Raw genomic sequence first — 17,448 nt, 5'->3', positions numbered from 1 at the left:
TCTCTCATTTCCTCTCTCACCCAAAAAGAAAAGTTTTTTAGCAGTTTCTCTTATAGGATGAGCGCTTTTTTTTTATGAATAGCATCACCCTCTTTTTGCAAATAGTATGTGGTAAGAACAATACATATAAAAGCAGGTGAAGACAATGTTTCGCTATTTTAAATTTAAGTTAAATGATACTGTACAGTTTGCAGAAAATGATGGGCACATGTATCGCATTGTCGGCTATAGACTAGAAAAAGGGTTTTACCCAAAAGATGAATGGACTCATATTATTTATGAATTACTGAGGGAATTTGATGGGTACACAATGGATGCTGAAGAAGAGGAACTTGTGAAAGTAATTCAAGTGGAGGAAGAATATTATAAAATACATGAGATGTCCGGTTATCGGTACCCGGTGAAAATGAAATCGAAGCCAAAAGTTTCTCAGGAAGAAACGATAGATGATTTATTAGATGCTTACAATGACTACAAGCGATTAGCAGATTTTTTTAAAGATTTATCTTATGAGCAAAAAGCAGAACAAATGTTACGAGAAATGAAGAAATTACGTGCTTAGAGGGCAGTCTATGCAATAGACTGTCTTTTGCTTTAAACAATGCATAATGAATCATTTTCCGTTACAATAGTAGAATCAATAGAAATAAGGTGGATAAAGCATGGAAATGAAAAGAAAGGGAGAATGGTGTGAAATTACGGTTCCTGCTAAATGGAGCGGTATCAGCATTGATTCTTTGTTAAAAGAAGAATGGGGCGTCCCAAAAAAACTATTACATCAACTTCGTATGGAAAAAGGTATCATCGTCAATGGAGAACGAAAACGATGGAGTGAACCTTTAGCAGAAGGAGATAAATTGCAAGTTCATATGTTTATCCAGGAAGAATATGGTGTCCAGCCGGAGTTCGGTGATTTAGAAATGATATTTGAAGACGATCACGTATTAATTGTAAATAAACCTGCGCATATGGATACGCATCCTTCTAGCAAAGGTGGAACAGGAACACTTGCAAACCTTGTTGCTTTTCATTTACAAATGCAAGGTGTGGAGACGAAAGTACGGCATATTCATCGATTAGATAAAGATACAACGGGTGGCGTTGTATTTGCAAAGCATGGGATAGCTGGTGCTATTATGGATCGGTTATTAACGGAGCGTAACATTAAAAGAACATATTTGGCATTGGTGGAAGGGAAAGTAAAAAAGAAGCAAGGGATAATTGACGCAGCGATTGGAAGAGATCGACATCATGCAACAAGACGCCGAGTTTCTTTAAAAGGCGATCAAGCGGTAACGCATTATCGGGTAGAGAAATATTTTAAGCATCAAGATGTAACGCTTGTAACGTTACAATTAGAGACAGGAAAAACACATCAAATTCGCGTTCATATGAGTCATAGTGGTCATCCACTAATTGGTGATACGTTATATGGTGGACAATCCACATATATGTCAAGTCAAGCCTTACATGCTATGCGGATTGCATTTTTACATCCAATTACAAAAGAAGAGATAACAGTAGAGGTTCCACTTCCTAGCTATTTAAATAACATCATGAAATCTTTCCAAACGTCGAACAAGTAAAGTTTTTTTGTTTAGTTGAGAAAGATATTTTTTGCAGGAAATTTTTTGTGAAAATCGAAGCCGTAAATAGAAAAGAGAGGTGAAGATTACTTGGTAAGATATAAATATATTATGGGTATATTTTTTGCTGGCCTTCTATTTACGTTGTTTCTATATCCAAATTTACCGAATTATCTAGCGGTGCACTGGAATCAGAATGGTGAACCAAATGAATATGCGAGGAAGCAAGTGGTGGTATTATTTATTCCTTATCTTATTGTTTTTTTTCATGGTCTGCTGTATATAATCTCACGTTACGTATATAAGTTTAATGAGAATGACCACTATATTGTGATGAGATTTAAAGAGAATGTATCGCTATTTTTATTGTTTATTCATATGTTTATTCTTGCTATTGGCACTGGAATAGATATACCATTTCAAACGGGTCTTATAATAGGGATTAGCGCGTTTCTTTTTATGGTTAGTAAAGGATTTAAAAAAGGAAGAAAAAAAGAAGAGGAGCCGATTGTGTTACAGAAAATACGTTTGTTTAGTCAGCGTATTTTTCAATACATGTCGCTTATCATATTAATTTGTTTGTTTTTGAAACTACAATGGGGATTGTATCTACTAATCGGTGTGATTAGCTGTGGGTCTATTGCTTTTATGTGTTGTATTTTGTATTCATATATACTAGAAAATTATGAAACATAAAGTAAAACTTTAATCAGTGGGAGCTTCTTTATCTCCCCCCGCTGATTATCGGCCCTCACCAATCGGGCTTTTCCGGGCAGTTGATCCCAAAACCTAACGTCTTGTTTTCGCTGAATTTTGAGGTGGGGGTCTTACTGCTCGCGAATAGAGGGAAAAAAGGAGTCTTCTATAATAGGAGACTCCTTATATATATAAATCCATTTTGATTTTCCAATATATAAGTCGCGGCTATGAAGACCAAAAGGAGACCTGCACCCATTGTCTCCTTTTGGTTTCACATGGCATGGGACAGAAAAAGGATCTGACCGCTTCTATGTGCGGCCAGATCCTCTCTCCCCCTCTAAAAAGAAAGGTTTTAATTCATATACTTACTTCGTAATAAATTGTTGTGTCCAGTAGTTTCCACTTTCAACATAACCAACACCGATGTGAGTGTAACCGCTATTTAAAATATTTGCACGGTGACCTTCACTATTCATCCAAGCTTGTACAACTTCTTCTGGTGTACGTTGGCCTTGTGCGATGTTTTCACCTGCAGATTTATAAGAAATACCGAACTTCTTCATCATATCGAATGGAGATCCGTATGTTGGGCTATTATGATCGAAGTAGTTATTTTTTTGCATATCTTCAGATTTAGCACGTGCAACTTTACTTAATTCAGCGTCAACTTTTAATGCTGGTAAGCCTTGTTTTGCACGCTCAGCATTTGTTAATTCAACAACGCGTTGTTCAAATTCGCTTAAAGAGCCTTTTGCTTCTTCAGCTGGCTTATTTTCAGCCGGTTTTTGTGCTTCATTGTTATTAGTATTGTTATTAGTATTGTTGTTGTTGTTTTCAGCCGGCTTTTGAGCCTCTGGTTTTGCTGTTTCTTCAGCCGGTTTTTGTTCTACCGGTTTAGTAGTTTCAGGTTTAGTAACCTCTGGTGTAGTAGGTACGTTTGGTTGCTGACCAGGAATGAAGCAGTTCCCTTGTTGGAATTTTACTTGATTCCATTGTGCTAGAGAGTTAATTCCCATAGATTGTAAGTATTTTTGTAATTCTTGTTGATTCATATGTTGCATAAAGACTTTAGAATGCTGAATATTTTGAACCTTTATTGTAGATGGTTGTACCGTTGCTGCCTCGGCACTAAGAGTAGATGCTCCGAATGTAAATGCAGTTGCTGCTGCTACAGATAATAAAACACGCTTTTTCATGATATGTGTCCCCCTATGTAAAAGTTTTTTAACTGTTCTCACACAGATTTATTTTTGACAGCCTGTCCGACTGACAAATTCATCGTAGCATACAAATTGCCGGAAAAAAGATGGAAAAAAATACATAGACTATAAAATTACCTATTTTATCCTAGATTTAAATAAGAGATGAAATGCGAGAAAACTAGATTGTAAAAGGAAATTTCAGCATTTTCTGCCTTGCTTATAAAGGTGATATTTTGGGTGAAATTACCTATTTAGGAAAGATGAAAACCATTCACACCAAGGGTTTTACCATTTTTTTGAGGAATATAATGGATGCTTTTTTACAAAGTTGTAATCTTTTTGTTGTTCTTTTTTTATAGACGGTAACATATTTTTAATCTTGTAGCGAATAAAAAAGCGGCTATCTCTTTACATAGAAGAAAGAGATAGCCGTTTTCACATCGTTACATATATTACGAGTTTGATTCAATTGCTTCTAATAATAAATCTACAATATGAATACCTCTCATTTTATGAGAAAGCTTTTCACGTTCAATGCCGAGTTTCATTTGTAGTAAGCACCCTGGATTTGCAGTGACAATTGTTGTTGCATCGGTTTCATGAACACGTTCCATTTTGTAATCTAAAAATTCCATGGATAATTCCGAATGTACAATATTATAAATACCAGCAGAACCACAGCAACGATCCGCTTCTTTCATTTCACGATATGTCACACCTTGAATTGCTTGTAAGAGCATACGAGGTTGAGAAGATGTCCGCATGACATTACGCAAGTGACAAGAGTCTTGATACGTAATAATTTGCGGAGGAAGGCGTAAATCAGTTCGTTTATGAAAATCTAATTCTACTAAAATAGCAGTGATATCTTTTATTTTCGTAACAAATTGTTTTGCGCGTTCTGCCCATTTTGGATCATCTTTTAATAAGTAGTCATAATCTACGAGATACGCGCCACAACCACCGGCGTTTGTAATAATATAATCAATTTTTAAATCTTCAAAGGCTTGGATGTTTCGTTTTGCAAGCTCTTTTGCGCCACTTTTTTCCCCAGCATGACCATGTAGTGCTCCGCAGCAACTTTGTTCTTTTGGAATCACAACATCACAGCCAGCAAGTTGAAGGAGTTTCATCGTAGCGTTGTTTGTTTCCAAAAACATTGTATCCATTAAACAGCCAGTAAAGAAAGCAACACGTTTTTTCTTTCTTGTTTCAGCTGGTAAAAATTCAGGGCGATTTTTCATTTCTTTCATCTTAGGTACTTTTGGTAAGACGAGATCCATTGTTGCGAGTGTTTCTGGGAACAACTTCATAATGCCTGTTTTATGTGTTAACGTTTGTAAGCCAGAGCGTTGATAAAAACCGATTAGTCCTGTTAATGTTCGCATGCGGTTTTGGTGCGGGAATAAGCCTTCGAATACAATTTTGCGAACAGCTTTGACGGGCATAGAGAACTTTTTATTTTGATTCATAATATCGCGTGCTTCTTCTAATAAATGTCCGTAATTTACGCCAGATGGGCAAACAGGTTCACAAGCGCGGCACCCAAGGCAAACATTTAATGTATTTTCAATATCTTCATCCGGCTCAATTAATCCATCGACAACGCCCTTCATTAAAGCGATACGACCACGCGGGGAATGAGACTCTTTATACCCAGATTGAATATAGGTAGGACAAGTTGGTAAACAAAATCCACATCGCATACAGTTTAATAATTCATCTTCATTCAGGCGTTCTTTAAATGCTTTTTGAATCTGTTCCTTATTTAATGTTGTCATCTTTCTACCACCACTCTTTTACGAGAGTCCTTGGCAAACATTTTTCCAGGATTCATAATGTTATGTGGATCGAAAGCTTGCTTAATACCTTTCATAGCAGCGATGCCTTCTTTTCCTAATTTCAACTCTAAATAAGGAGCTTTCATGGCACCAACGCCATGTTCACCTGTAATGGTACCACCAAGTTCAATTGCCTTTTCGAAAATTTCTGCAAAGGCTTGTTCAGCACGGTGCATTTCTTCAGCATTACGAGCATCGGTCATACATGTTGGATGTAAGTTTCCATCACCAGCATGCCCAAATGTACAAATAGAAATATCATATTTTTTAGCGATGGCATTAATTGCTTCAACCATAGGAGCAATTTGAGAACGTGGTACAGTAGCATCTTCTAAAATTGTGGTAGGTTTCAGTCTTGCTAGAGCAGAGAGCGCACTGCGACGCGCTGTACGGAGTGCATCTGCTTCTGTTTCATCCTTTGCAATACGAACATCAACCGCATGCATAGAACGGCAAACTTCAGCCATTTTTTCAATATCGCGGTTCACAACTTCAGGAGAGCCATCTTGTTCGATTAGGAGAATTGCTTTTACATCTGTTGGTAAACCAATCTGTGCAAATTCTTCTACCACTTCAATTGTTGGTTGATCTAAAAATTCAAGTGTTGCTGGAATAATTTTATTGGCAATAATTGCTGATACAGCACGAGCGGCTTCATTGATGTCTTGATATAATGCAAGCATTGTTTTCTTTGTTTCAGGCATTGGAACAAGTTTTAAAATGGCTTCTGTTACAACACCAAGTGTGCCTTCAGAGCCGATGAATAGGCGAGTTAAATCATAGCCAGCTACATCTTTTGCTAATTTACCACCGGTGCGAATGATATCACCATTTGGCAAGACAATCTCAAGGCCCATAACATAATCTCGTGTTACACCGTATTTTAAACCGCGTAAGCCACCGGAATTTTCATTGATATTCCCACCGATTGTAGAAATCTTCATAGAGCTTGGATCTGGTGGATAAAATAGCCCTTTTTCTTCCACTGCTTTAATAATATCAAGTGTAATGACACCAGCTTGCACGGTAATTGTTAAGTTTTCTTCATCTATTTCTAAAATATGATTCATATGGCGGAAGATAAGAACAACTCCGCCTTCAAGTGGACATGTTCCTGCGCAAAGATTTGTTCCAGAGCCTCGTACGTAAACTGGAACTTTATGATCGTTACATACTTTTAATATTTCAGCTACTTCGTTCGTGTTGCGTGGTGCGACAACCGCATCGGGCATCGCTTGGAAATTTGGAGTTGCATCGTAACTATACGTTAAACGTCCCATGTTGGACGTATCTACATTATCTTTGCCAACAATGGATACGAATGAATCAATAATATGTTGTTCTAACATTAGAAAATCCCCCTCAAACTGTTAACTTGTTTATCCTATTCATAAGAGTTTGACTCATTTCATCATTCAGTGACTATTTACTGAATGATGAAAATAAGAATATACACGTTGTAACAGTGTTTTCATTATAATCATAAAAAAGTAGGGGATTTCTTTCTATGTATAATCAACTGAAGATTAATTGTTTTTGCTGTCTTTTTTTGTATGATTATCTAATAAAAGAAGTGCAAAGTATAAAATAATTAAATCTTTAAATTGTTTTGGGTCAAGTCCTGTATAATCTTCTATTTTTTTAAGTCTGTAATGTAATGTATTAATATGAATGTGTAACAGTTCTGCTGTTTGTTTATAGGATTGATTATGATCGATAAATAAGCGTAGTGTTTGCATGAGTTCAGTTGCAGGTAGCAAGTGATAAATGGTGCGTTGAAGAAATTCTTCACGAGTGTTAGCGGTAATATCTTGTAAACACATTTCTAAACGTAAATCTTCATTAAATATAATGCCTTGTGTTTTAAAGGCAACCGAAAGCGCACGCAATGCTTGTTCGTATGATACATGCATTTCATTTGGCATTACTGTTTGTCCAATACCAATATATAGTATAATCGGAAATAAAGATTCACAATCGTGTTTCAATCTCTTTAAAAATTGAAAAGTTCTTTTCTTTGCTTCCATTGTTGTAAACAATATAAAACGGTCATTTCCCCAGCGTACAAATAGTTCCTCTTTAGCTAACAAGTTACGAATATGCTGCCAAATTTTCCGTTGTAGCATTGTATCATCTTGATCAAATGAAAATAAAATAAGTTGTTTTTTCTTATGTAAATCGATACCGAGTGTTTTCGCACGGTCGAGAAAACTAGGAGACCAATCATTGCTTTGCAACCAATCAAAAACAAAAGCTTCATAGGAACGTTGCTCGAGTTCTAGTTGTTCTAAAAAATAATTTTCATGAATTAATAATTCGGTCATTTTTCGTAATATTTCCCCGTATTGTGAAATGTTTTCGGGTTCACCTGTAATGCCAATAACGCCAATTACTTCATCATGGAAAAGGAGAGGCAGATTCATTCCTGCTTTTACCCCTTGTAAATATCGTTCATCTTCTTTTGTAATGATGACAGTTTTCTTTTCTTTCGCACAGCGAAGGGCGCCTTCATGAAATTGTCCAATTCGTGCTGGATTTGTGCTAGCGATAATTGTGCCTTGTATATCAATAATTATAATATTTTCAGTAATTAGCCTTCGAACTTCACGGACAATTTTGTTTGCTAAATCGGGAAAAAGCATAATTTGCACACCTCTATTTCTATTTGTTGTACATTATATATGTAGTTTTATTAAGACTAGGAAGATTTCACACTTTCCTCACAAATATTTGCTATTTTACAATTATAACGAAATCATCTAAAGATGGAGGGAATCTTTTGAAGAAATACTTTTTTCTGCTATGTTTTTTGTTTCTGTTAGCAGGATGTCAGGGGAATTCATATACACCGATTGCTAAAAATAAAAGTATCATCATAACAACAAATATTAAAGAAGGTAGCGTTAGTTTTATTGATGAAAAGTCGAAAAAGACATTAACAACATGGGAATTAAAAGAACCTATTACAGGAATCGTGCTGCTGCCAAGTGGGGAAGACATACTTGTATATGGTAAGCAGTTAGAATATGCATATATATACTCGTTAACAGAAGGAAACGAAGTGAACAAATGGAAAACGGGAAAAGGAATTACGAATGTCATCGTATCAAATGATGGAAAACAATTATTTATGGCTGATCAAAATGAACAAAAAGTACGATTATTTACAATAAATGGAAAAGAGACAGGGAGTGTTTCGGTAGGGAAAGGCCCGCTAACAATGGTGCAGAATGATAAACAATTACATGTATTAAATTTTTATGATACACAGTTATCAACAATTGACTTAGACCAAAAGAAAGTTGTGCATTCATTTATGGTACCACCAGCATCAACAGGGGCAATGGTCAGCGCTGATGGAAAGGAAATATGGATTGGTGGACATGGAGATGGGAAGCAAGTGAATGAGAAGGTATTGGTTTATTCTTTAGCAGATGGACAGATGGTTCGCTCTTTACATGCACCATTTATGCCAGTTAGTCTTGCGGGAGATGAAAAATTCGTGTATGCATTAAGTCATGGATCAAATACATTAAGAAAATTTGATGCGCGAACATATCAAGAAGTAGGAGCTCTTGAGGTAGGATCTAATCCATTTGCTTTTTTGAAAAGTGGGAAAGAAGGTTATGTAGCTAGCTATGATAGTAATGAAGTGTATGTAATTGATATTCAGAAAATGAAAGTGAAACAAACGATTGCGGTTGGAAAGGGACCGTTTCAACTTACGCAGCGAGAAGGGAGAGAGAGATGAACAAACATAAAGTATTACTTGTAGATGATGAAAGTGATATGAGACAGCTTGTTGGCATGTATTTAGATAATTTCGGATATGAATGGGGAGAAGCAGAGAACGGAAAAGATGCGCTTCATATGCTTGATACAGATCATTACGATTTTGTTATTTTAGATATTATGATGCCACAGATGGATGGAATTTCAGTCTGTAAAGAAATTCGAAAAACATCGGATGTACCAATTATTTTTTTAACAGCAAAAGGAGAAGAATGGAACCGCGTTAATGGTTTACGGATGGGAGCGGACGATTATATTGTAAAGCCATTTAGTCCAGGTGAGCTCATTGCTCGTATGGAAGCTGTATTAAGAAGATATACGAAGCAAGAACAACAAGAAGAAGAACTTCAATTTGGTCCAATCGTAATTAACGAAAAAAGTCGTCGAATTGAAATAGACGGAGAGCCTATTTCTCTTACTGTAAAAGAGTTTGATCTACTTTATTTTCTTTGCGGGCATAGTGGACAAGTGTTTAGTCGTGAGCAATTACTTGAAAAAGTATGGGGATATGATTACGCAGGAAGTACGAGAACGGTAGATACACATGTGAAAACGATGCGTTTAAAACTTGGAGAAAGTGGAAACTACATTCAAACAGTTTGGGGTGTAGGTTATAAATTTGAGGTGTAACATGTTTACGATGGTACAAAAGCTTTGGCTTACGGTGGTATGTGCAGTATGTGTGACAGTTTCTTTTCTTTATTTCGTGTCCTTATATTCATATGAAAAGTTATATGTTCAAAACATTGAAGATTCGTTAGTAATGGAAGGGAAAAGGCTCGTATCTCAATATAAAAAGGACGAGGGTACGTTAGCGTTTGGAGAGAAAGTTCAGGCATTTGATCGTATCTCGAGTGCGGATGTACTTTTCGTTAGTAATCCTCGTGATTTAAGTGCTTGTATACCTTTTGATGTACATCATCATTCCCTTATTAGTGAGAGTGATAGACAAACATTGTTAGATGGAAAGACCGTTACGAAGGTTGGATATGAAGAACATTTCGAGCGTAATATTATGGGAGTTGTTATTCCTGTTTTAGAAGAAAAGAAATTAGTTGGGATTGTGTACTCATATATTCCATTAAAGAGTATTAAAGATTTAATCTATGATATGGGACTTATTTTAGCTCCATTAGCTTTCGTTATGATTTTACTTACAATATGGATTGGTAGAAAAATTATTATTGCGATTACAAAACCGCTCTCACAAATGGAACGAGTTGCAAATCATATGGCAACAGGAGATTTTTCTGAGCGTATTACGATTTCGTCGGAAGATGAAATAGGACGTTTAGGGAAAGCGTTTAATAAAATGGCAAATTCATTAGAAATGGAAGATGTCAAACGTAAGGAATTTTCAGCAAATGTTTCTCATGAACTGCGGACGCCGCTAAGTTATATTAAGGGGTATAGTGAAGCGATATTAGATGGAGTTGCAAAGGGACAGCAACAATCAAAATTTACACAGCTCATTCATAGAGAAGCTGGTCGTATGCAACGGCTTGTTCATGATTTATTGGATTTGGCGCAACTTGAAGGAGACCATTTTCCATTAAAAAAACAACCGATTGTATTTGCGCAGCTTATTGAAGATGTATTAGAAACGTACGAATTGAAATGTATGGAAAAAGAGCTGTATATTTCAACGGATCTTGATCCAGATATTATTGTAACGATTGATGAGGATCGGATGCAACAGGTGCTTCATAACTTGCTAGACAACGCTATTCGTTATACAAATCAAAATGGAAACATTTCTATACAATTGAAGAAAAAAGATAGGCAGTGTGAATTAAAAATAAAGGATACGGGAATTGGTATTGATGCTGAGCATTTAGAGCAGCTTGGCGAACGTTTCTATCGGGTTGATAAAGGGCGAAGTCGCAGGCATGGTGGAACAGGTCTTGGTCTTGCGATTGTCAAACAAATCGTGCATATCCATGATGGAGAATGGCGAGTCGAAAGTGAAAAAGGAAAGGGAACAACGGTTATTATAAAATTACCTGCGAATGAAGAAGGAAGTATGTTTTAGTTGTCAATTTCCCCACTTAAACGTAACACGTTTTGAAGTGGGGGTCTTACTATCCGTGAATAGAGGGGGAAATAGGAAATGAAGGCGAATAATACCAGATTAAATACCAGTTACAACCCGCTACTGGGTATAATAACCATCAATTTCCTCTATATAACAAAAATTTGGCTATTTTATGAACAAAACATTTGTACTTCTTACTAATTCGTTCTAAAATGGTTATGGATGCTATGTTCTTATAAATCGTTTGAATTGTTGTTTGGATGATACTGAGGTGATTTAACTGGAGTACAAATCTATTAAGCCGAAAAAAATTTACGAAGAAGTATCTGAAGCCATTTTAACGATGATAAAAAATGGTACATTAAAACCTGGTGACAAACTTCTTCCTGTTCATCAATTAGCCGAGCAGTTTCAAGTTGGCAGATCTGCAGTTCGTGAAGCGCTTAGTGCCTTGCGAGCTATGGGGTTAATTGAAATGAAACAAGGGGAAGGAACATATGTGAAGAACTTCGATTCTTCAGCATTGACAAAACCTTTAAATAACATGTTGTTAATGAAGAAGGAAGATATTTTAGATTTATTGGAAGTACGAAAAGTGCTTGAAGTCGGGGCAGTTCGGGCAGCAGCAGTAAAACGTACAGAAGATAATTTGAAAAATATGAAGCATTGGTTAGATGAAATGGAAAAAAGCATGGGGAATGAAAGGGCTGGTGAAAAAGCGGACTTTCATTTTCATATGGGAATTGCAGAATCTTCACATAACAACATCTTACTCGAACTTATGAATCATGTTTCGGAAATGATTGCTGAGACGATTGGTGAGTCGAGACGCATTATTTTATATGGTGAACAAACAACAGCAGAACGACTTTTAGAAGAGCATCAAGTTATTTATGATGCGGTATTGAAACAAGATGTGGAATCTGCACAGCAAGCAATGCTAAATCATTTAACAAATGTAGAGCATATTGTCACAGGTAGACAAGATATAAATTCGTGATTTAGTCTTTCAAAATTTCATTTTTCTGATAGAATAGAGAAAGATTGAGTAAGCGTTTTCTTTTTAGGGAGAGGTTTAGGTAGGTCAATTATGCCTAGCTTCTTCTTTCTGTTAAGTCATCTGATGACCATATGATTGTTGGCGAAGTTGTAATGAGGGGGAATTATAATTATGAAAGTTACTTTGTTTGTTACTTGCTTAGTTGATATGTTTGAAACAAATGTTGGTAAAGCAACGGTTGAATTGTTGGAGCATTTAGGGTGTGAAATTGAATTTCCAGAAGCTCAAGTTTGCTGTGGACAACCAGCATATAACAGCGGTCATGTAGAAGCAGCAAAAGAAGCGATGAAGCATATGATTGAAACTTTCGAAGATGCAGAATATATCGTTACACCATCTGGTTCTTGTGCGACAATGTTTCATGAGTATCCACACGTTTTTAAAGATGATCCGAAATGGGCACCTCGTGCACAAAAAGTAGCAGATAAAACATATGAATTAACACAATTTATTGTTGATGTGTTAAAAGTTACAGATGTTGGTGCGCACTTAGAAGGAACAGCGACTGTTCACAAATCTTGTCATATGACACGTTTGCTAGGAGTAAAAGAAGCTCCAGGGATTTTACTATCAAATGTAAAAGGGCTAACTGTAAAAGAACTACCAAACGTACAAAATTGTTGTGGTTTTGGGGGAACGTTTTCAGTTAAAATGACACCAATCTCTGAACAAATGGTAGATGAGAAAGTGGATAGTGTGATGGAAACAGGTGCTGATTATTTAATTGGTGCTGACTGTGGGTGTTTGTTAAACATTGGCGGACGTATTGAGCGCTTAGGTAAAGAAGTAAAAGTAATGCATATTGCTGAGGTATTGAATAGTCGCTCATGAAGGGGGAACATAAGCTATGTCTATGAAAATCAGTGAGAAAAAATTTAATGATCGCGTTGGCGATGGAATTCAAGATTCATTTATGCGCGGGGCAGTATCTTCTGCACAAACGCGTTTATATACAAATCGCTTAAAAGCAGCCGATGAATTAGGAAACTGGGAAGAATGGCGTGAACTTGGTGAACAAATTCGTCAGCATACGTTAGAAAACTTAGACTACTATTTAATGCAACTGAGTGAAAATGTATCTAAAAGAGGCGGGCATGTTTTCTTTGCAAAAACGAAAGAAGAAGCAGCACAGTATATTCAAGAGGTAGCAAAGAAGAAGCAAGCAAAAAAAGTTGTAAAATCAAAGTCGATGGTAACGGAAGAAATTAGCATGAACCATGCACTTGAAGAAATTGGCTGTGAAGTATTAGAGAGTGACTTAGGTGAGTACATTTTACAAGTAGATAACGATCCACCATCTCATATCATTGCACCAGCACTTCATAAAAACAGAACGCAAATTCGTGATGTGTTTAAAGAAAAGCTTGGGTATGAAAATTCTGATGATCCATATGAAATGACAAAGTTTGTTCGTAAACAACTTCGTGAAAAATTTATGGATGCTGAAATTGGGGTAACGGGATGTAACTTTGCAGTTGCAAATACAGGCTCTCTTTGTCTAGTAACAAACGAAGGAAATGCTGACCTTGTTATGTCTATTCCCAAAACACAAATCGCGGTAATGGGTATGGAACGTATGGTTCCAACTATGGAAGAACTAGATGTTCTTGTTGGTTTACTGTGCCGCAGTGCGGTTGGTCAAAAATTAACAAGTTATGTAACGGTAGCAGGACCGATTCAGGAAGAGGAAGTAGACGGACCAGAAGAATTTCATTTAGTTGTTGTTGATAATGGACGTTCTACAATTTTAGGTTCTGAATTCCGTCAAGTGTTGCAATGTATTCGCTGTGCAGCTTGTGTAAACGTATGTCCTGTATATCGTCATGTTGGGGGTCACTCTTATGGATCCATCTATTCTGGTCCAATTGGGGCAGTATTAACACCACTTTTAGGTGGATATGATGATTATAAAGAGCTTCCGTATGCTTCTAGTTTATGCGGAGCGTGTACAGAAGCTTGTCCGGTAAAAATTCCATTGCATGACTTGTTATTAAAACATCGCCAAGTCATTGTTGAGAAAGAAGGGCGAGCGCCACTTGCAGAAAAATTAGCAATGAAGATGTTTAGTATGGGTGCGTCTTCCGCATCTTTATACAAAATGGGATCTAAAATTGCTCCGGCTGCTATGAGTCCATTTACGTCTGGTAATCGTGTAACGAAAGGTGTAGGGCCGCTGAAAAACTGGACGGATATTCGCGAGTTCCCAGCTCCAAGTAAAGAAAGATTCCGTGATTGGTATAAAGATCATAAGAAAGGCGGGAATGACTGATGACAGGGACAATTCAAAACCGTGATTCCTTTTTAGACAACATTGCGAAAGAACTTGGGCGTGCGCGTAAAACAGAAGGAGTACAGCGTCCAGTATGGAAGAATAATGTAAACGTAGAAACGTTGAAAGATTATTCAGAGGAAGAATTGTTAGCAGTATTCAAAAAACAATGTACCAACATTCATACGACTGTAATTGAAGCAACAAAGGATGAACTGAGTGCAGTAGTTCGAAAAGTAATTACTGAAAACGGCGGTGGACCTATTTTATTATCGGGGGACGAACGTTTTGATATGTACGGTTTGAATGCTCTATTTTCTATAGAACTTCCGAACGAAAATGTTGAAGTAAACACTTGGGATCCAGAGAAAAAAGAAGAAAATATTCGCTTGGCTGAAAAAGCAAATATCGGTATTGCTTTTAGTGATTACACATTAGCAGAATCCGGTACAATTGTCGTGCAAAGTCATAAAGGACAAGGTCGTTCTTTACACTTCTTGCCTACGATTTATTTTGCAATCATTCCACGTGAAACAATTGTACCACGTATTACACAAGCGGTTCATGATATGAATACGCGTGTAGAGAATGGAGAAGAAGTTGCATCTTGTATTAACTTTATTACAGGTCCAAGTAACTCAGCTGATATTGAAATGAATCTTGTTGTAGGTGTACATGGACCATTAAAAGCATATTATTTTATAGTGTAAAATGGGGAAAAGCAGGCTAAGAAATGGCCTGCTTTTTTATTAGAACAAAGATAATGCGAAATGGAAGTGTCGCTCTCTTTTTGCTATATTCTTTTGGGGAAGGAGAGGATGGTGTGATATTTTATTTATATGCTTTTTTAATAGGAACGGTGCTAGGTTCTTTTTATACGGTTGTAGCAGTACGCATTCCTATTGGACAATCTATTATTGCTCCTCGTTCTTATTGTGACTATTGTCGTCATACGCTAAGGCCGAAAGAGCTTATTCCAATTATTTCTTTTTGTTTACAAAGAGGTCGCTGCATTCATTGTAAAATGAAAGTACCCTTTATTTATACATTGTTTGAGGTGATAACAGGGGGAGCATTTCTTTTTTTTACGTATGTGATTGGAATGGATAAAGAACTAATTCTTATATGGACGTTACTTTCTTTACTCATTATCATTACAATGACAGATTTGTTCTATATGTTAATCCCGGATGTAATTTTATTCTCTTTTGCTTGTTTATTTGTAATAGAACATATTTTTATTTCACTCGTTCCTTGGTGGGAGGGCTTGATTGGTGCAGGAACGATATTTATTGTGTTATATCTCGTTCAAATTCTATTTCCGAATGGACTTGGAGGAGGTGATGTGAAATTACTTTCGCTACTTGGATTTATAATAGGGGCGAAAGCAATTTTTATTGTGCTTTGTTGTGCCTCTAGTTTGAGTCTTTGTTTCTTTGGAATTGGTATGTTACTCAAGCGTATTACATCAAGACAACCATTGCCATTCGGACCGTTTATTGCACTTGGAACAATATGTTATTTGGCTATGATATATCTGGAATAAAGTGAAACTGTAATCAGTGGAGGTATTACTGTCCGCAAATAGCGGGATAAAGGAGAAGTAGAAAATGAAAGTGTATATGGATGATCAAAGACCTTGCCCCTTCGGTTATGTCTTAGCGACAACAGTCGAAACTGCTTTGAATTTTTTGCACAATTCTGATGTAGATATTATATCGCTCGATTATAATATGGGATGGCGTCAGAAAAATGGTTTGGATTTTTTAGAAGTTTTTTGTACGGAAGGCCTTTATGTACAGGAAATTCATTTACATACAAATGATTCAATTGGTATGCAGTACATGTTAGAACGGATAAATAAAGGAAAAGAAACGAGAGAGATTTCCTCAAATATACAGGTGAAATGCACTGGAAGTAAAAAAGCTCCAAGGGGATCCTTGGAACTTTTTTAGTGTTTCATCTGTGCTTGTAAAGGGATGATTTCTTCTTGTTGAACTGCTTCTAAGTTATCTTCTGCCGCTTTAGGTTCTGGATTTTTTTGAGTTAAATAATGATATACCATACCAACGAATACGGATCCGCCTATAATGTTGCCAATTGTAACCGGAATTAAGTTATGGATAGCACCAGCGAAAGAAATTGTATCAGGATGTGGTGATACTAAAGATAGTGCAAATAATGATAAGTTTGCAATACTATGTTCATAACCGGATAAGAAGAAAGTAAAGACAAGAAACATCATAATAAGTATTTTTGCTGTATCTCCTTTTACTTGAGAAGGTAGGAAACATGCAAGGCATACGAGCCAGTTACATAAAATCGCTTTGAAAAATAATTGCATTGTAGGTGTTCCCATTTTTACTGCAACGACTGTACTCATTAAATGTCCATGATTGATTGATTGGAAAATACCAGTTGCGTAAAATAACAATGCAAAAAATACTGCACCTGCTAAGTTACCTACATAACAAGCGATCCAATTACGAAGTGTATCGCCAATTGTTGTTTCCTTTCGCAGAGTTGCGACTGTAAAATACATTGTATTTCCTGTAAATAATTCAGCTCCGCCATATATAATTAATATAAGTGCAATTCCAAAAAACATAGAAGATGCTAAATATGTTGCGGGTGAATTTACAACATTGAAGAAATTCCCTAATTTAAAACATAGTACAATAGTAAAACCAATATAGATGCCAGCTAGTGCAGCGCGAATGAAATATTGCATTGGATTTGCATCCAACATTTGTTTCTTTTTCTGCGCAAGTTGTACAACGTAAGCTAATCCTTGTTCTAGCATAATAATACGCTCCTTTAGTACATTGTCTATAAGTACTCCTCATATGAATAAGGTACACGTATTTACTCTTAGTTTCAATAAGTTTGTGCAATATTTCACAAAAAGGACATACCTTCTGAATGAAAGCGTTAACAAATCGTGGTATCATATCATATGTTTGT

At 36.3% G+C, this 17,448-nt stretch carries 17 protein-coding genes; 12 read left to right on the top strand and 5 right to left on the bottom strand.

Going from position 1 to position 17,448, the window contains the following annotated elements; all coding sequences use genetic code 11:
* The first annotated feature begins 145 nt into the window (after positions 1-145).
* From C568_RS0106880 to C568_RS0106870, 3 genes are all read left to right on the top strand, one after another.
* Positions 146-562: a hypothetical protein gene (locus tag C568_RS0106880; protein ID WP_003206419.1), complete on the top strand. Its 417-nt coding sequence runs from the start codon at positions 146-148 to the stop codon at positions 560-562.
* A 100-nt stretch (positions 563-662) separates the two neighbouring features.
* Positions 663-1,586: an RluA family pseudouridine synthase gene (locus C568_RS0106875; RefSeq protein ID WP_018781069.1), complete on the top strand. Its 924-nt coding sequence runs from the start codon at positions 663-665 to the stop codon at positions 1,584-1,586.
* A gap of 90 nt (positions 1,587-1,676) precedes the next feature.
* Entirely contained in the window at positions 1,677-2,282 is a 606-nt protein-coding gene (locus tag C568_RS0106870; protein WP_018764147.1) for a DUF1648 domain-containing protein, read from the top strand.
* A gap of 368 nt (positions 2,283-2,650) precedes the next feature.
* Here the strand turns inward: C568_RS0106870 and C568_RS0106865 are convergent, their stop codons facing one another.
* The 4 genes from C568_RS0106865 to C568_RS0106850 all read right to left on the bottom strand — a co-directional run bounded on the left by C568_RS0106865 (position 2,651) and on the right by C568_RS0106850 (position 7,970).
* Positions 2,651-3,481 carry a CAP domain-containing protein gene (locus C568_RS0106865; protein WP_018781068.1) on the bottom strand — a complete coding sequence of 277 codons (831 nt, stop codon included), beginning with the start codon at positions 3,479-3,481 and terminating at the stop codon, positions 2,651-2,653.
* A gap of 458 nt (positions 3,482-3,939) precedes the next feature.
* Positions 3,940-5,268, bottom strand: a complete 1,329-nt coding sequence (locus tag C568_RS0106860; protein ID WP_018781067.1) for a (Fe-S)-binding protein — start codon at positions 5,266-5,268, stop codon at positions 3,940-3,942.
* A complete protein-coding gene (glcD, locus tag C568_RS0106855) occupies positions 5,265-6,677 on the bottom strand; it encodes a glycolate oxidase subunit GlcD (RefSeq protein ID WP_018781066.1) in 1,413 nt (470 codons plus the stop codon). Before glcD ends, C568_RS0106860 begins: the two co-directional genes overlap by 4 nt.
* Positions 6,678-6,854: 177 nt before the next feature.
* Complete coding sequence (locus C568_RS0106850) at positions 6,855-7,970, bottom strand: CdaR family transcriptional regulator (protein ID WP_018781065.1); 1,116 nt, start codon at positions 7,968-7,970, stop codon at positions 6,855-6,857.
* Positions 7,971-8,107: 137 nt separating this feature from the next.
* Here C568_RS0106850 and C568_RS0106845 point away from each other — a divergent pair, with 137 nt between their 5' ends.
* The 9 genes from C568_RS0106845 (at position 8,108) to C568_RS0106805 (ending at position 16,439) form a co-directional block, all read left to right on the top strand.
* Positions 8,108-9,079: a YncE family protein gene (locus C568_RS0106845; RefSeq protein ID WP_018781064.1), complete on the top strand. Its 972-nt coding sequence runs from the start codon at positions 8,108-8,110 to the stop codon at positions 9,077-9,079.
* Positions 9,076-9,750: a response regulator transcription factor gene (locus tag C568_RS0106840; protein WP_018781063.1), complete on the top strand. Its 675-nt coding sequence runs from the start codon at positions 9,076-9,078 to the stop codon at positions 9,748-9,750. Before C568_RS0106845 ends, C568_RS0106840 begins: the two co-directional genes overlap by 4 nt.
* Position 9,751: 1 nt before the next feature.
* Positions 9,752-11,152: a sensor histidine kinase gene (locus C568_RS0106835; RefSeq protein WP_003206404.1), complete on the top strand. Its 1,401-nt coding sequence runs from the start codon at positions 9,752-9,754 to the stop codon at positions 11,150-11,152.
* A gap of 313 nt (positions 11,153-11,465) precedes the next feature.
* Positions 11,466-12,155, top strand: coding sequence for a FadR/GntR family transcriptional regulator (locus C568_RS0106830; protein ID WP_255258758.1), 690 nt, complete (start codon positions 11,466-11,468; stop codon positions 12,153-12,155).
* A 171-nt stretch (positions 12,156-12,326) separates the two neighbouring features.
* A complete protein-coding gene (locus C568_RS0106825) occupies positions 12,327-13,046 on the top strand; it encodes a (Fe-S)-binding protein (RefSeq protein WP_003206400.1) in 720 nt (239 codons plus the stop codon).
* Between the two features lie 16 nt (positions 13,047-13,062).
* Positions 13,063-14,484: a LutB/LldF family L-lactate oxidation iron-sulfur protein gene (locus tag C568_RS0106820; RefSeq protein ID WP_006094085.1), complete on the top strand. Its 1,422-nt coding sequence runs from the start codon at positions 13,063-13,065 to the stop codon at positions 14,482-14,484.
* Positions 14,484-15,194 carry a LutC/YkgG family protein gene (locus tag C568_RS0106815; RefSeq protein ID WP_018781062.1) on the top strand — a complete coding sequence of 237 codons (711 nt, stop codon included), beginning with the start codon at positions 14,484-14,486 and terminating at the stop codon, positions 15,192-15,194. The genes C568_RS0106820 and C568_RS0106815 overlap by 1 nt, the downstream gene beginning before the upstream one ends.
* Before the next feature lie 53 nt (positions 15,195-15,247).
* Positions 15,248-16,030, top strand: a complete 783-nt coding sequence (locus C568_RS0106810; protein WP_051091453.1) for a prepilin peptidase — start codon at positions 15,248-15,250, stop codon at positions 16,028-16,030.
* 64 nt (positions 16,031-16,094) lie between these two features.
* Positions 16,095-16,439 (top strand): cyclic-phosphate processing receiver domain-containing protein, encoded by a 345-nt coding sequence (locus C568_RS0106805; protein WP_018781060.1) that lies wholly within the window; start codon positions 16,095-16,097, stop codon positions 16,437-16,439.
* Here C568_RS0106805 and C568_RS0106800 read toward each other — a convergent pair.
* Complete coding sequence (locus C568_RS0106800) at positions 16,436-17,287, bottom strand: formate/nitrite transporter family protein (RefSeq protein WP_006094088.1); 852 nt, start codon at positions 17,285-17,287, stop codon at positions 16,436-16,438. The genes C568_RS0106805 and C568_RS0106800 overlap by 4 nt on opposite strands.
* Positions 17,288-17,448: the final 161 nt, after the last annotated feature.

Origin of the sequence: Bacillus sp. 95MFCvi2.1 (assembly GCF_000374965.1) — a bacterium.
Lineage (GTDB): Bacteria > Bacillota > Bacilli > Bacillales > Bacillaceae_G > Bacillus_A > Bacillus_A pseudomycoides.
This window is presented reverse-complemented; position numbering and strand designations above follow the sequence as displayed.

Coding starts and splice junctions, on each gene's coding strand:
- C568_RS0106825 (WP_003206400.1), top strand. CDS start 12,327: ATGAAAGTTACTTTGTTTGTTACTTGCTTAGTTGATATGTTTGAAACA.
- C568_RS0106850 (WP_018781065.1), bottom strand. CDS start 7,970: ATGCTTTTTCCCGATTTAGCAAACAAAATTGTCCGTGAAGTTCGAAGG.
- C568_RS0106835 (WP_003206404.1), top strand. CDS start 9,752: ATGTTTACGATGGTACAAAAGCTTTGGCTTACGGTGGTATGTGCAGTA.
- C568_RS0106840 (WP_018781063.1), top strand. CDS start 9,076: ATGAACAAACATAAAGTATTACTTGTAGATGATGAAAGTGATATGAGA.
- C568_RS0106820 (WP_006094085.1), top strand. CDS start 13,063: ATGTCTATGAAAATCAGTGAGAAAAAATTTAATGATCGCGTTGGCGAT.
- C568_RS0106810 (WP_051091453.1), top strand. CDS start 15,248: ATGCGAAATGGAAGTGTCGCTCTCTTTTTGCTATATTCTTTTGGGGAA.
- C568_RS0106800 (WP_006094088.1), bottom strand. CDS start 17,287: ATGCTAGAACAAGGATTAGCTTACGTTGTACAACTTGCGCAGAAAAAG.
- C568_RS0106875 (WP_018781069.1), top strand. CDS start 663: ATGGAAATGAAAAGAAAGGGAGAATGGTGTGAAATTACGGTTCCTGCT.
- C568_RS0106865 (WP_018781068.1), bottom strand. CDS start 3,481: ATGAAAAAGCGTGTTTTATTATCTGTAGCAGCAGCAACTGCATTTACA.
- C568_RS0106815 (WP_018781062.1), top strand. CDS start 14,484: ATGACAGGGACAATTCAAAACCGTGATTCCTTTTTAGACAACATTGCG.
- C568_RS0106880 (WP_003206419.1), top strand. CDS start 146: ATGTTTCGCTATTTTAAATTTAAGTTAAATGATACTGTACAGTTTGCA.
- C568_RS0106860 (WP_018781067.1), bottom strand. CDS start 5,268: ATGACAACATTAAATAAGGAACAGATTCAAAAAGCATTTAAAGAACGC.
- C568_RS0106805 (WP_018781060.1), top strand. CDS start 16,095: ATGAAAGTGTATATGGATGATCAAAGACCTTGCCCCTTCGGTTATGTC.
- glcD (WP_018781066.1), bottom strand. CDS start 6,677: ATGTTAGAACAACATATTATTGATTCATTCGTATCCATTGTTGGCAAA.